Below are 14,719 nucleotides of genomic sequence, written 5' to 3' on the forward strand. Positions count from 1 at the left end.
TGAACAGAGACTTTTATAAATAAATCTTAAAAAGATTAAAAAAAGAGGAAAAAAGCAAAAATAATTTGCTAAAAAAAATTAGTCAAGTTATAATTAATATAAGGTTGAGTTTATTAAAATTTGTATTTTAAGTAATACATATTAATGTTAATTAGTTCATTTTTTGTTATTTAAGTAGTACAATGAGTAAACAAAGTAGAGAATAAGTGGCAGTGAAGAGGTTTTCTTAAAAGGGGTGATTCATTCCAAAGATTATTAAAGTGAACGTTTTTGTCGTCTTACTGCTGTGACTTTCTCGATTCTCTTCATAAAAGGCGTAATAAAATTAGCTTTATGAAGAAATTGCTAAGACGTTTCCGACTGACTTGACAACGGAAGAGTATTTTAGTATATTATTGTAGTTTAAGTAGTGCATAAATTATTTTAAACTTTCGGAGGCAAAAAAGTGATAACTTTACAAAAATCCCTAACAAACTTAATGCAAGTGCTGCGCTTACATGAACATCGCCAAAATGATCCAGATTTTGAACGTTTAGGCGCAATCGATGTTTACTATTTAGAAGCAATTTATCAATTAAAAGAGCCAACGATTGGAATGATTTCTAGACTACTTGATCAATCTACCCCCAACACCAATTATCATATCAAGAAATTAGTGAAATTAGGTTTGATCGAAAAAAGACTGGATGACACCGATCGTCGTGTGACTCATTTACGTGTAACTGACAAATATCTTAAAATGCTCAATCTTGATAGTGATTTTTGGCAACGCTTGGAAAATCGCATGGAAGATGAAGTCGCACCTAAAGATCTCGCTATTTTCAAGCGTGTATTACGACAAACAACAGAATTGGTCGCAGATGAGAGCCTTGATGAATTCTAAAATAGTTTTCAACCAGAGTATGTTTTTCACTGATAACACTGACAGCTAAGAAAGCCAATTAAAATCGGCTTTCTTAGTTTTTTTTTAATATGCTATAATCAATGCATGGAAAAGACGGGGGTTGAAACTTTGGGTAACAAGAATAGAACATTAAGAAGTGTTTTTATTGCATTTTTTTGTGCAATTATCATTTTACAAAATCTAATTCCTTTTCTAGGATATATTCCGCTAGGACCGTTGGATCTGACTCTGATTCATATTACGGTCATAGTGGCAGCTTTTGTTTTAGGTGTACGTGCAGGTGCTTTAGTTGGTGGAGTTTGGGGCGTGATTACTTTTATCAGGGCTTTTGTTTGGCCGACGAGTCCGCTGGCAACGATTGTCTTTATTAATCCACTAGTTGCGATTTTTCCGCGCATCATGATTGGAGTCGTGGCGGCTGTAGTTTTTAGGCTTGTATTATCAAAAACTAACAAAGCATTTGCTGCAATGTCACTTGCGGCAGTTTTGGCATCATTGACAAATACGTTCCTGGTGTTAGGACAGATCTATTTTTTCTATCAAGGAAAATCGCAGATCCTTTATCATTTAGATGCACAAGCATTACTCCCTTATTTACTAGGGGTAATCGGTACTAACGGAATCCCAGAAGCCATTCTTGCTGGGATTATAGCACCATTGATCAGTATGCCATTAATTAAGAAGTGGGACTTTCAAAAGTAAGAATCTGAACATCAAAATGAAAGGTTGAATAGAGTGGCAGTTAAGCGAAAAAGGAAGACAACTAAGCGAAAAAGTCGCGGGAGAAGACCGCAGCAAAAACATAATTTTTTGTTTGAAAATGGGCACTTGCAAGTGACCAATCTTTTAGTGGTGCTTCTTTTTTTAGGAGTTCTAATGCTGCAATTTGTTGGTTGGACGAGTCAGGATAATTCCCAGAAAAATTCTGCTACGAACGCAACAATGCAGATTACAGACAATCAGAAAAGGGCATTTATTGCACAAATTTTACCTATTGCCCAAGCAGAGCAGCAAAAATACAAGATCTTTGCTAGTATAACGCTTGCACAAGCAGCGCTTGAATCTGATTGGGGTCAAAGCCAGCTTGCTAGCCAGTATCACAATCTTTTTGGTGTAAAAAGTAGTGCTTCGGATGCACAATTGCTCACAACTAAAGAGTACGTAAATGGGCAATGGATTACGGTACAGGCACGTTTTGCAACTTATGCCAGTTGGAAGCAGTCAGTGCAGGCGCATACACAATTATTTGTAAATGGTACAGCTTGGGATCACGCACATTATGAAGAGGTTCTGACGGCAACTAATTATCAGCAAGCTGCCGAGGCTTTGCAGAAGAAGGGATATGCAACAGACCCAGAATATGCCCAAAAGTTGATTTCGCTGATTAAAGAATATCAATTAAACAAGTACGATGGACTTTAATGGATAGAATACGAACAATTGTGGTTGAATTAGCTCTGATTGTATGATATTCTTCTGGAGGGCTGACTAGCAATGCAGCATTGGAAAGCAGATGTGATGTTAAGCAGCATTAAGCTGATTTTAGATACAGTATAGTGAAGGGAAGAACGACAAAAGTGAAATTATTAGAGGATCGAATCCGCGAAGATGGAGTAGTGCTTCCAGGAAACGTGTTAAAGGTTAATCAATTTTTGAATCATCAGATTGATCCAGAATTAATGTATGCACTTGGTAAAGAATTTGCAAACCTGTATCAGGCAGAAAAGATCACGAAGATTTTGACGATCGAGGCTTCTGGAATTGCTCCGGCAATTATGACAGGGCTTATATTGCATGTGCCAGTGTTGTTTGCACGTAAACAAAAAAGTGTCACAATGAATGATAATCTCTATACTGCCGATGTCTATTCGTATACAAAGAAGACTAAAAATAAAGTGGCAGTGACGAAGAATTTCTTACATGCTACAGATCGAGTATTGATTGTGGATGATTTTTTAGCAAATGGTCAAGCGGTTAATGGACTCTTGGATATTTGTGAGCAGGCACACGCTGGAGTGGTCGGAGTTGGAATTGCAATTGAAAAATCATTTCAAGCGGGTGCACAGCTAATTAGAAAAAGAGGAGTTCGGCTTGAATCGCTAGCACGTATAGCTTCTTTTACCAATAATGAGGTTCATTTTGTTGGAGGAGAAGACAGTGAAGAATAATGAAGTAAAGAATGTAGGCCAATTTCAGACTGCAGTTTTAGGACTTCAGCACTTATTGGCAATGTATTCTGGTGCAGTTGCGGTTCCTTTGTTGATTGGAACTGCGCTTAAATTCAACAGTGCACAGATGACGTATTTGGTCTCAATTGATATTTTTATGTGTGGTCTAGCAACACTTTTGCAATTATTAAGAAATCGCTATTTTGGAATTGGTTTGCCGGTAATTCTTGGGTGTGCAATTCAAGCTGTGGCACCTTTGAAGATGATTGGAAAAGAATTTACGATCGGAACAATGTATGGGGCAATTATTGTCGCGGGTTGTTTTGTTTTTTTGATTGCGGGCCAGTTTTCACGAATTAAGAAACTTTTTCCACCTGTGGTGACAGGGTCATTGATTACAGTAATTGGGCTTACCTTGATTCCAATTGCGGTTCAAAACTTAGGTGGAGGAGACGCTACCGCTAAAAACTTTGGTGACCCACAGAATTTATTGCTGGGCTTTTTGACAATTGTAGTAATTTTGGGTGTTCAGATCTGGGCCCGGGGTTTTTTGAGCACAATTGCAGTTTTATTGGGCTTGATAGTAGGAACAATTGTTGCCGCAATTAGTGGGATGGTTTCGGCTGCCCCAATTACTGAGGCAGCCTGGTTCCACATCCCGCAACCTTTTTATTTTGGGATGCCGCATTTTGAATGGTCTTCAGCGGTGACCATGATAATTATTGCCTTGGTTTCAATGGTTGAGTCGACCGGGGTGTTTTTTGCACTTGGAAATGTCCTAGATAAAAAAATTACAGCTGCTGACCTGAAAAGAGGGTACCGTGCAGAAGGGTTAGCCGTTATTCTCGGTGGTGTTTTTAATACCTTCCCGTACACAACTTTTTCACAAAATGTTGGGTTGCTACAGCTTTCGGGAATTAAGACTAAACGGCCGATTTACTGGTCAGCGGGGCTTTTGATGCTGATGGGACTGCTGCCCAAAATTGGGGCGTTAGCGACGATCATTCCTACGGCTGTACTTGGCGGCGCAATGTTGGTAATGTTTGCGATGATCAGTGTGCAAGGGATTCGAATGTTATTGCGAGTGGACTTCAATGACCAGCGCAATATCTTAATCGTAGCAATCTCGGTTGGTTTGGGACTGGGGGTCTCCGTTTACCCCACGATTTTCCAATTCTTACCTAAGGCTATTCAGTTATTTTTAGGCAATGGGATCGTAGTTGCAAGTCTAGCATCTGTCGGATTAAACATTATTTTTAAAGGAAGAGCCGGTTTAGATGAGTAATTCATGAAACAAAACCCTACACTTTTTTTTAAAGTTGGGGTTTTTTACTGTTTTTTTAATTATTACTTTAAAATTTGGAATAAGTCTTCGTCCAATTCTATGGTAGAATGTGAATAAGAGAAGTTTAGCTGGGCTTTACCCGGAACAAACAGTTAATCTATTCATAAGGAAAGTAGTGAGAGAATGGACAAGAAAATATTGTTTCCAGGGAGCACAATCGGAATCATTGGCGGGAGTGCGAGCGGTATTATGCTTGCAGAAGCTGCTAAAAAGATGGGTTTCAAGGTAATTGCTTATAACAGTGATGAAGCAGCTCCAACTGTTCAGGAAGCCGACCTGGGAATTACGGGTTCCTATACTGACCACGGTAAATTACAGGATTTTGCTGAACGCTGTGATCTGGTAACATATGAATCAGAAAATGTCCCTTCTGATGTAATCGCATTTATTTCACAATTTACGGCGGTTCCTCAGGGAAAAGATGCTTTGGAAATTGCACAGGATCGTTTATTAGAGCGGGCCTTTTTAGAGCAGGTGAACGTTAATATTGCTCCTTACGCGACAATTGTGAGTTTGGATGACATTTATCAAGCGATTGGTTCCATTGGCTATCCATGTGTACTTAAACCAATTCAAAAAGGATTTGGTAAGCGACGTCAACAAGTGATTCGCAAACAGTCTGATATTGCTAAATGCGCAGATCTAATTGATTTAGGAACCTATGTACTTGAAGCTTGGGTTCCTTATATGAAAGAACTATCGGTAATTGTTGCTAAAGAAGCTGATGGGGCACTTAATCTTTTTCCAGTTATCGAAAATGTTTATCGTGATCATCGCCTCTTTGAGTCAATTGTCAAATGTGAGCTTGACTCGGCTGTTGAAGAAGAGATACGGCGGCTGGCAACCGAAATTGCTAAACAATTAAACTATGTGGGTGTTTTGGAAGTTGCTTTTTTCCTAACAAAAAGTGGCACAATTTATGTTAAACGGATCGTGCCTGCGTTGCATAAAGCAGGATTTGTATTTGATAAAGCTACAAATGTCTCGATGTGCGAACAGCATTTGCGTGCATTGGCTCAGATGCCACTGCCGCAGGTGCATTATTTACAACCAACAGTCATGGTTGCTCTACAATCCTCAGAACTGGAACCAATGCATACGCAGTGGGTTTTAAAAGACAATTGGTATTACCGCTTCTATCGCTATCCTCAGATGGCACGGACACGTGCTCCGGGCTATCTGCTTGTCTTAGCCGAATCTACTGCTGCTGCACTGCAGCAAATTGAGGCTACGGGTATTTGGAGTGAGCCCGAACAAGCAGCTGAAAAAGATATTCAATGAGAGTTGGAGTACGTGAATTTTAAGTAACAGCAATAAAAAATGAGCAGTCTGAACAGGAACTGGTGAGATTTTCTCATGAGTCCCTTTTTGTATTGGCGTTAGAAAAGTCGGTTTTTAGTACATTTTTAAGTTAGAGATGCAATAAAACAGATGTTGTGTCTTTTTGCTTTTTTCCTAAGAAGTAAATTGAGTTTTTTGCTATAATTAGAATTGATTGGAATTTAAGAGAGGGTTGAAAAAAGTGACAGCCGAAAAACTATTAAATGGAATGAATGATAAACAACAAGAAGCTGTGCTATGTACTGAAGGGCCGTTACTTGTGATTGCGGGTGCGGGAAGTGGAAAGACACGTGTTTTAACGCATCGGGTTGCGTATTTAATTGAGGAAAAGGGCGTTAATCCGTGGAATGTGTTGGCAATCACTTTCACCAACAAAGCGGCTGCTGAAATGCGCGCAAGAATTACTAACTTGCTTAGTGAAGACCTTGCAGCTGATGTCTGGGTATCGACATTCCATGCACTAGGTGTGCGCATCTTACGCAGAGATATTGATAAGCTAGGATATAACCGGGCGTTTGTGATTACTGGGACTAGTGAACAGCGGACTCTTGTTAAACATATCTTGGCTGAACTGAATGTCGATCCTAAAAAATTTGATCCACGGGCAATTATCAGTACAATTTCGAATGCTAAAAATGATCTGCAGTCTCCGCAAACATATGCGCAAAATGCGCGGACGCCTTTTGAAAAAGTTGTGGCAGAAGTTTATCCACTGTATCAAAAACGTTTGGAAAGTAACCAAGCAGTGGACTTCGATGATTTAATTATGCTAACACTGAGGCTATTCAAAGAATTTCCTGATGTTTTGCAGTTTTATCAACGTAAATTTAAATATATTCATGTGGATGAGTATCAAGATACAAATCAGGCGCAGTACGAACTTGTTAACTGCCTCGCACAGAAAAACAAGAATTTATGTGTGGTGGGCGATGCCGATCAGAGTATTTACGGATGGCGCGGTGCCAACATGGAGAACATCCTCAACTTTGAGAATGACTATCCTGATGCACAAATTGTGAAGTTAGAGCAAAATTACCGGTCAACCAAAAATATTCTAGAAGCTGCGAATGCTGTTATTCAAAATAATGTAAAACGCAGGGCCAAAAATTTATGGACGCAAAACGCTACCGGTGATAAAATCCATTATTATCGTGGGCAAAATGCTAATGATGAGGCTTTTTATGTTGTTCGACATATCCAGCAATTGCTGAAAGAGAGCGGTTATCGGTATAGTGATTTTGCTGTTTTATATCGGACCAATGCTCAGTCGCGAATGATTGAAGAAACATTTATGAAGGCTAATATTCCGTACCGGATTGTAGGTGCGCATAAATTCTATGATCGAAAAGAAATTCGAGATGTGCTTGCTTATATGCAATTAGTTACCAACCCAGCAGATTCCTTTAGTTTTGAGCGCGTTGTGAATGAACCCAAGCGTGGGATCGGAGCAACTAGTCTTGAAAAATTGACGGCCTTTGCGCAAATGAATGGGATGTCGTTACTGGATGCAGCTGCAAATGCAGTGCTAGCTAATCTTTCTGCTAGGGCAAGCAACGCTTTAACAGATTTTGCAACCGTAATTCAGGACTTGCATACACAAAAAGATGAATTGAACGTCACGGAACTGACTGAAGAAATACTGAAAAAGACAGGTTACCAAAAGGCTTTGGAACAGACGAATAATCTGGAAAATCAGAGTCGGCTTGAGAACTTGAAGGAATTTCTGTCAGTCACTAAGCAGTTTGATGATGCGTGGCAACCAACTGATGAACAAGCAGATCCGTTCGTAGATTTTCTGGCTGAGTTGGCATTAGTCTCAGATCAAGATATGCTTGAACAAGAAAATGCTGAGGTAACTTTGATGACGCTGCATGCGGCTAAAGGATTGGAATTTCCAGTTGTCTTCTTGATGGGAATGGAAGAAGGAATTTTCCCGCTCTCGCGTGCAATGATGAATGAAGATGAGATGGAAGAAGAAAGGCGTTTAGCATATGTCGGAATTACACGTGCCGAAAAAGAACTTTTTTTGACCAATGCACTCTCACGAATGCTTTACGGAAGAAGACAGAGCAACCCAGCCTCTCGCTTTATTACGGAAATTGGTCCCCAGCTACAAGCGGATAATCAACAAGTCGCAAATACAGCTAGGAATACAGCATCCTATCCTTTTAGTAGAAAGAAAAATTGGATGCCAGCGGGTACTGTAGAAGAAAACAAAGGAACTGGTGCAGCTAAGATTACATGGCAGATTGGTGATAAGGTATTGCATAAAGCATGGGGAGAAGGGACTGTCGTTAAACTTTCCGGCACTGGTGATGACTTGGAACTTGACATTGCTTTTGCAGGTAAGGGAATTAAGCGGTTGTTAGCAACCTTTGCCCCGATTTCAAAGAAAACAGATTAATGGCGGCAAGAGGAGGAGCACAGATGGAAGACGAAGCGCAACGGCAGGCTGTAGCAGAAGTTCAAGCTTTGCGTGCCAAACTTGATCGCTGGCGTCAGCAATATTATGTTGAAGACCAGCCAACTGTTGAAGACTATGTTTATGACAAGGCCTATCAGCAATTGGTGGAGCTCGAAAAGGCTTATCCTGCACTAATTACTGACGATTCACCGACACAGCGAGTAGGCGGTCCGGTTCTAAGTGGTTTTCAGAAAAAAACACATGAGATTCCGATGTTATCACTAGGCGATGTTTTTTCGAAAGAGGAGTTAGTTACTTTTGACCAACGTTTGGAAAAAGCTGTGGGGAAAAAGCAGCATTACAGTTGCGAGCTAAAGATTGATGGATTGGCAATCTCACTTATCTATCGCAATGGCAAATTTGTTGAAGGTTCGACGCGCGGAAATGGTATCATTGGTGAAAACATCACGGAGAATTTAAAGACGATTAAAGCGATCCCACTGCGTCTTAGCGAACCAGTTTCGTTAGAAGTTCGTGGGGAATGTTATATGCCTAAAAAAGCTTTTGCGGCTTTAAACGAAAAACGTGAAGCGCAGGGCAAACCAATTTTTGCTAATCCGCGAAATGCAGCCGCAGGAAGTCTACGGCAACTGGACACACGGATCACAAACAGCCGCCAATTAAGTACCTTTATTTATTACTTGATGGAACCGCAACAGTACGGGCTAAGTACCCAGACCGAAGTTTTGCACCAACTGGCGGCGTGGGGATTCAAAATCAACCAAGAATCAAAAAGAGTCTGCACAATGGCAGAAATTGAACGCTATCTTGATGAGTATCAGCAAAAAAGGGCCACATTACCTTACGATATTGATGGAATTGTATTAAAGGCTGATGAGATAGCTGTCCAGCAACTCGTGGGAAATACGGTTAAGGTTCCTCGTTGGGCCATCGCTTACAAGTTTCCCCCAGATGAGCAAGAAACGGTTGTCAGACAGATTACTTGGACAGTTGGGCGCACTGGGATTGTTACACCTACTGCTGTGATGGATCCTGTCCAACTTGCTGGTACCACTGTTGCACGTGCTTCCTTGCACAATCCAGACTACTTACAGCAAAAAGATATTCGTTTGCTGGATACTGTCAAGCTGCACAAAGCAGGAGACATTATTCCGGAAGTCTCAGAGGTTGTTATCCAAAAAAGAGCGGCCACTTCTGAACCATACCCAATTCCCAAAAATTGTCCGGTTTGCAAGGCCAAGCTGGTGCATCTGGATGAAGAAGTTGCTTTAAGATGTATTAATCCTAAGTGTCCTGCACTCCTTAAGGAAAGTCTAGTGCACTTTGCCTCGCGCAATGCTATGGAGATTACAGGATTAGGGCCGCAAATTGTCGCTCAGCTATTTGCCAAAGGACTTGTAAATGATGTTGCAGGTCTGTACCGCCTTTCCTTTGAAGATTTGCTTAAATTAGATAAATTTAAGGATAAGTCTGCACGCAACTTATTGACAGCCATTGATAAAAGTAGGCATAATTCTGTTGAACGTCTTGTTTATGGCTTAGGAATCAGACACGTGGGCGCAAAAGTTGCGCGTATTCTGATGTCCCATTTTGGAAACCTTCAAAATTTAATGGCCGCATCTGTTACTGAGATTCTTGAAATTGATTCTTTAGGAGAAGTGATTGCGCAAAGCATTGTAACTTATTTTTCTAAGAACGAAGTCAAGGAATTGATAACAGAGCTCAAAGAAGCGGGGCTTAACTTTAAGTATCTTGGGGTCAGCGCAGCAAAGGCCGCCCAAAAAGAGGGTTTCTTTGCAGGAAAGAAAGTAGTTTTAACCGGAACACTTTCTCAAATGAAACGTACAGACGCTAAGAAATGGTTAGAAGCTCAGGGCGCTGATGTGACTGGGAGTGTTTCCAAAAACACTGATTTTGTGATTGCGGGACAAGATGCTGGGAGTAAACTGACGAAAGCTCAAAAACTCGGAATCACAGTTTTGGATGAACAAGGATTTAAAGAACAAATGGAGGCAAGAAATTGAGAAAAAGCAATCTTATTTTAGGAGCGATCGCCGGAATTTTTCTACTTGCTGGTTGCGGCAGGTTGGATTCTTCCACCTCCACAACTACTACTGCTAAAAATTCTTCTTCTGGTTATCGCACGACTGGTCAAACTAGTGACAGTGAATATCAAGGTGTGATTAAGGATGGCAAGTACTTAACCAGCAAAGCAAGAGGAGTGGGAGTCGATCAGAATTCGGACAATCTGCTTAATTTGAAGAGCTTTGAGTCTGGGCTGACACAACTTTCAAAGAACCAGTTTTCAACCAGCAACTATATTTTTCAAGAAGGCCAATTATTATCATCTTCAACAATTGAGAATTGGCTGGCACGCAAGTCAAAGAACAATCAGGATGGTTTAAATCCTGAAGACAACGGACAGACAGATGCAAATAAGCGTAATCCGATTTATATCCAGCAGATTGAAGAGCAGGATTATATGAAGGAAAAAAATGGTAAAATGTCTCTAGCTGGAATTACAATTGGGATTGGGATGAATGCTAAGGATTATTATCAAAAGGAAAGTTATGGTGCAACCTACACAACTGATATTTCTGAAGATAAGATGATTGCTGAAGGCAAGATAGCTGCTGCTAAAGTTCTGCAAAGATTGCGCAGCACAAGCGGGGTTTCTGCTGATACGCCGATCTTGATTGGGATGTTCAAACAGGCGCCTAATGACAGTTTAGTTGGTGGTTCATTTTACGCTTATACGCTTGTAAAAAATGGTCAAGTGATTAGTACTTGGAATAATATTAACATTAAAAGTTATGTCTTTCCGTCAACGTCGTCTTCATCAGTTCCAAATGACAATGATGAAACTTCCTTCGAGAGTTTTAAAAAGCAGGTGCAAAACTTCTTCCCTAACCTAGCAGGGGTAACCGCACAAGGGCAGTATAAGAATAAGTCATTACAGGGGATGCACGTTAATATTACAACGCAGTTCTATAGTGAAACAGAAATCACAAGTTTTACACAGTATCTGGCACAGGCAGCGAAGAACTATTTACCAAGTGGAATTCCAATTGATATCACGGTTAAGGGCAGTGATGGAACGGTCCAAAGTTTCCTGTCACGCCAAGCTAAAGATAGCAGCTACTACACACATGTTTTCAGTAGTTACTAAAATAAATTTGAGAACCGTAAAGAATTTATTTTAAAAAGAAGAGATGCCAGCCGCAGGAGTAACTGTTTATGCTAGAATACTACTATAAAAAAGGGAAAGAAGGAGTAGAAGTGGCAATTAACGCAAGCGAAGTCAAGCACGTTGCAAAGTTAGCAAAACTTGCTTTTTCAGAAGATGATTTACAAAAATTTACAGGACAGATGGATAAAATTATTCAGATGGTTCAGCAACTGAGTGATGTTGAAACTGAGGGAGTTCCTGTAACAACTCATATTAGTGATACTCAAGGAGTAATGCGAGCGGATCAAGCTGAGCCAGGAACCTCACGAGATTTGTTGATGAGAAATGTTCCTCAGCATCAGGATGGTTATATCAAAGTACCCGCAATTATTGATGAAAGCGAGGAAGCATAAGGAATGGACTATTTTAAATACGATCTTGCAGCCTTGCATGCATTGTTAGTAAAAAAGGAACTCAGTGTCTCAGATCTAGTTAAGGAGACTTTCAAAAGTATTGAAACACGTGAAGCAGATGTTTCTGCCTTCGTGACACTTAATGAAAAACAGGCACTTTCACAGGCCGCAAAGCTTGATCAACAGGGAATTGCTCAGGATAATGTTTTATTTGGAATTCCTTTAGGCATTAAAGACAATATTGTTACGCAGGATTTAAAAACAACGGCAGCAAGCAGAATTTTAGAGAATTTTAAGCCCATTTATAATGCTACAGTGATGGACAAGCTGAATGCAGCGGCTATGATCACTGTTGGGAAGACCAATATGGATGAATTCGCTATGGGCGGTTCAACTGAGACATCAGCTTTTAAAATTACCAAAAATGCTTGGGATCGGACAAAAGTTCCAGGTGGTTCGTCAGGCGGTTCAGCAGCTGCAGTGGCCGCAGGCGAAATAGTGGCATCTCTAGGAACAGATACAGGTGGTTCAATTAGACAGCCAGCATCTTTCAATGGAATCGTGGGGGTTAAGCCAACATATGGCCGTGTTTCGCGTTATGGTTTAATTGCCTTTGCTTCCAGTCTGGATCAAATTGGGCCGTTAACTCGTTCTGTTAAAGATAATGCATTGATCTTGAATGCTATTAGTGGAGTAGATCCGCATGATTCGACGAGTGCTGCACGTGAGGTACCTGATTTTACTGCAAAACTTGATGGAAATATTCAAAAAATGCGAATCGCAGTGCCAAAGGAATACATGGGTGAAGGAATCGCTCCTGAAGTTCGTGCCGCAATTAAGAAAGCAATTACAACTTTTGAAAAATTAGGTGCAGTTGTTGATGAAGTTTCATTGCCACATAGTCAATACGGCATCCCCGTTTACTACATTATCGCTTCTTCAGAGGCAAGTTCAAATCTGCAACGCTTTGACGGGATTCGTTATGGCTTTCGGGCACAAGATGTCAAAAACTTAGAGGACGTTTATGTCAAATCACGTTCAGCAGGCTTTGGTGATGAAGTTAAGCGCCGGATTATGTTAGGAACTTTCTCGCTTTCAGCAGGTACATATGATGCCTTCTTTAAGAAAGCAGCCCAGGTCAGAACATTAATTTGTCGTGATTTTGCCCGCGTCTTTGCAGATTATGACTTGATTTTGGGACCAACAACACCAACACCAGCATTTGGGTTGGGTGAGGATACAAAGGATCCAGTGACAATGTATATGAACGATATTTTGACAGTGCCTGTGAATCTGGCTGGCCTGCCTGGCATGTCGTTACCAGCAGGCTTTACAAATGGCTTGCCAATCGGAATGCAGTTGATTGCAAATCATTTTGATGAGGAAACCATGTACCGTGCAGGCTATGCTTTTGAACAGGCAACCGACTACCACAAAGAAGTACCAACGTTTGGGGGGCAGAACTAATGAATTTTGAAACAACTATCGGTCTGGAAGTCCATATTGAAATGAAGACCAATTCCAAGGCATTTTCACCAGCACCTGTGCAATATGGGGCAGCACCAAATACTAATACAAATGTTGTGGACTGGGGCTACCCGGGAGTTTTGCCAACGGTTAACAAAGGTGCAGTTGAATTTGGAATGCGTGCTGCACTGGCATTAAACTGTGAGATAACTAAAGATACTCACTTTGATCGTAAAAATTATTTTTATCCTGATAATCCGAAAGCTTATCAAATTACACAAGCACAGGAACCGATCGGCCGCAATGGCTGGATTGAAATTGAAGTCGATGGGCACAAGAAAAAGATCGGGATCGAAGAAATGCACGTCGAAGAAGATGCCGGGAAAAACACACATAGTCCTGATGGCTATTCATATGTTGATCTTAACCGGCAAGGGACGCCACTAATTGAAATTGTTTCAAAACCTGACATTTCGTCGGCTGATGAAGCCTATGCCTACCTAGTTCGGTTACGTCAGATTGTTCAGTTTACGGGTGTTTCTGATGTTAAGATGGAAGAAGGCTCGATGCGTGCAGATGTCAATGTCTCTGTGCGACCAATTGGTTCTGAAAAAATGGGAACCAAGACAGAAATGAAGAACCTGAACTCTTTCGAGCACGTTAGAAAAGGGGCGCATTATGAAGCTAGGCGCCAAGAGAGACTGTTATTAGCTGGAAAGAGCATTCAGCAGGAGACACGCAGATTTGATGAGGCCTCCGGTGAAACTGTCTTAATGCGTGTCAAAGAAGGGGCTAGCGATTATCGTTATTTCCCAGAACCAGATATCCCCCCACTGCATATTTCTGATGAATGGATTCAGCAAGTTAAGGATTCCATTCCTGAAATGCCAGATAAGCGACGTGCAAAATACGTTACTGAATGGGGAATTCCAGAATACGATGCGGGTGTCTTAACCCAGACTAAAGAAATGTCTGACTTTTTTGAAGCAGCAGTTGCACAAGGTGCACAACCTAAGCTGGCTGCTAACTGGTTGATGGGGGAAGTTAATGCTTATTTAAACACTAATAAGCTTGATCTGCTTGAAACGAAGTTAACCCCAGAACATCTGGCCACAATGATTAAATTAATTGAAGATGGGACAATTTCATCTAAGATTGCTAAGAAAGTCTTTAAGGAAATTATTACGAACGGCAGTGAACCCAAGAACTGGGTGGAAGAAAAGGGATTAGTGCAGTTATCTGATCCTCAAGTACTCGAACCAATCATCACTGCGGTTTTGGATGATAATCAAAAATCAATTGAGGATTATCAAAATGGCAAGGGGCGTGCAATCGGCTTTTTAGTGGGGCAGATCATGAAACAAACGCATGGCAAAGCTAACCCCAAGATTGTTAATAAGCTGTTGATAAAGAACCTGAAAGAAAGATAACGTGGCAGGCTTTTCTTGTAACATGGCGAGAATAAGTGCTTTTTGTAAGGAATTAAA

The 14,719-nt window shown here is 40.8% G+C and carries 12 protein-coding genes; all 12 read left to right on the forward strand.

Annotated elements, in window-relative coordinates; genetic code table 11:
• The first annotated feature begins 445 nt into the window (after nucleotides 1-445).
• The 12 genes from FD50_RS07715 to gatB all read left to right on the forward strand — a co-directional run bounded on the left by FD50_RS07715 (nucleotide 446) and on the right by gatB (nucleotide 14,662).
• A complete protein-coding gene (locus tag FD50_RS07715; protein ID WP_056961019.1) occupies nucleotides 446-883 on the forward strand; it encodes a MarR family winged helix-turn-helix transcriptional regulator in 438 nt (145 codons plus the stop codon).
• A 129-nt stretch (nucleotides 884-1,012) separates the two neighbouring features.
• Nucleotides 1,013-1,606, forward strand: a complete 594-nt coding sequence (locus tag FD50_RS07720) for an ECF transporter S component (RefSeq protein ID WP_056961020.1) — start codon at nucleotides 1,013-1,015, stop codon at nucleotides 1,604-1,606.
• 33 nt (nucleotides 1,607-1,639) lie between these two features.
• Nucleotides 1,640-2,326, forward strand: a complete 687-nt coding sequence (locus tag FD50_RS07725; protein WP_056961021.1) for a glycoside hydrolase family 73 protein — start codon at nucleotides 1,640-1,642, stop codon at nucleotides 2,324-2,326.
• A gap of 155 nt (nucleotides 2,327-2,481) precedes the next feature.
• On the forward strand, nucleotides 2,482-3,072 hold the full coding sequence (locus tag FD50_RS07730) for a xanthine phosphoribosyltransferase (protein ID WP_054756491.1): 591 nt from the start codon (nucleotides 2,482-2,484) through the stop codon (nucleotides 3,070-3,072).
• Nucleotides 3,032-4,357, forward strand: coding sequence for a nucleobase:cation symporter-2 family protein (locus FD50_RS07735; protein WP_082610481.1), 1,326 nt, complete (start codon nucleotides 3,032-3,034; stop codon nucleotides 4,355-4,357). The genes FD50_RS07730 and FD50_RS07735 overlap by 41 nt, the downstream gene beginning before the upstream one ends.
• Nucleotides 4,358-4,540: 183 nt before the next feature.
• On the forward strand, nucleotides 4,541-5,698 hold the full coding sequence (locus FD50_RS07740; protein ID WP_056961023.1) for a 5-(carboxyamino)imidazole ribonucleotide synthase: 1,158 nt from the start codon (nucleotides 4,541-4,543) through the stop codon (nucleotides 5,696-5,698).
• 241 nt (nucleotides 5,699-5,939) lie between these two features.
• Complete coding sequence (pcrA, locus tag FD50_RS07745; protein WP_056961024.1) at nucleotides 5,940-8,162, forward strand: DNA helicase PcrA; 2,223 nt, start codon at nucleotides 5,940-5,942, stop codon at nucleotides 8,160-8,162.
• A 23-nt stretch (nucleotides 8,163-8,185) separates the two neighbouring features.
• Entirely contained in the window at nucleotides 8,186-10,207 is a 2,022-nt protein-coding gene (gene ligA, locus FD50_RS07750) for an NAD-dependent DNA ligase LigA (protein ID WP_056961025.1), read from the forward strand.
• Complete coding sequence (locus tag FD50_RS07755) at nucleotides 10,204-11,352, forward strand: CamS family sex pheromone protein (RefSeq protein WP_056961026.1); 1,149 nt, start codon at nucleotides 10,204-10,206, stop codon at nucleotides 11,350-11,352. Before ligA ends, FD50_RS07755 begins: the two co-directional genes overlap by 4 nt.
• 110 nt (nucleotides 11,353-11,462) lie before the next feature.
• The gene (gene gatC, locus FD50_RS07760; protein WP_054756514.1) at nucleotides 11,463-11,765 is read left to right on the forward strand and encodes an Asp-tRNA(Asn)/Glu-tRNA(Gln) amidotransferase subunit GatC; all 303 of its coding nucleotides are present in this window, start codon (nucleotides 11,463-11,465) and stop codon (nucleotides 11,763-11,765) included.
• Between the two features lie 3 nt (nucleotides 11,766-11,768).
• On the forward strand, nucleotides 11,769-13,232 hold the full coding sequence (gene gatA / locus FD50_RS07765) for an Asp-tRNA(Asn)/Glu-tRNA(Gln) amidotransferase subunit GatA (RefSeq protein ID WP_056961027.1): 1,464 nt from the start codon (nucleotides 11,769-11,771) through the stop codon (nucleotides 13,230-13,232).
• Nucleotides 13,232-14,662, forward strand: coding sequence for an Asp-tRNA(Asn)/Glu-tRNA(Gln) amidotransferase subunit GatB (gene gatB / locus FD50_RS07770; protein WP_056961028.1), 1,431 nt, complete (start codon nucleotides 13,232-13,234; stop codon nucleotides 14,660-14,662). The genes gatA and gatB overlap by 1 nt, the downstream gene beginning before the upstream one ends.
• The last annotated feature ends 57 nt before the right edge of the window (nucleotides 14,663-14,719 follow it).

It is taken from the genome of Liquorilactobacillus satsumensis DSM 16230 = JCM 12392 (assembly GCF_001435195.1).
In the GTDB taxonomy this organism is placed as follows: Bacteria; Bacillota; Bacilli; order Lactobacillales; family Lactobacillaceae; genus Liquorilactobacillus; species Liquorilactobacillus satsumensis.

What these genes read in the sequence shown, in the direction of transcription:
- gatA (WP_056961027.1), top strand. Translation starts at nt 11,769, where the DNA reads ATGGACTATTTTAAATACGATCTTGCAGCCTTGCATGCATTGTTAGTA.
- FD50_RS07735 (WP_082610481.1), top strand. Translation starts at nt 3,032, where the DNA reads ATGAGGTTCATTTTGTTGGAGGAGAAGACAGTGAAGAATAATGAAGTA.
- ligA (WP_056961025.1), top strand. Translation starts at nt 8,186, where the DNA reads ATGGAAGACGAAGCGCAACGGCAGGCTGTAGCAGAAGTTCAAGCTTTG.
- FD50_RS07740 (WP_056961023.1), top strand. Translation starts at nt 4,541, where the DNA reads ATGGACAAGAAAATATTGTTTCCAGGGAGCACAATCGGAATCATTGGC.
- gatB (WP_056961028.1), top strand. Translation starts at nt 13,232, where the DNA reads ATGAATTTTGAAACAACTATCGGTCTGGAAGTCCATATTGAAATGAAG.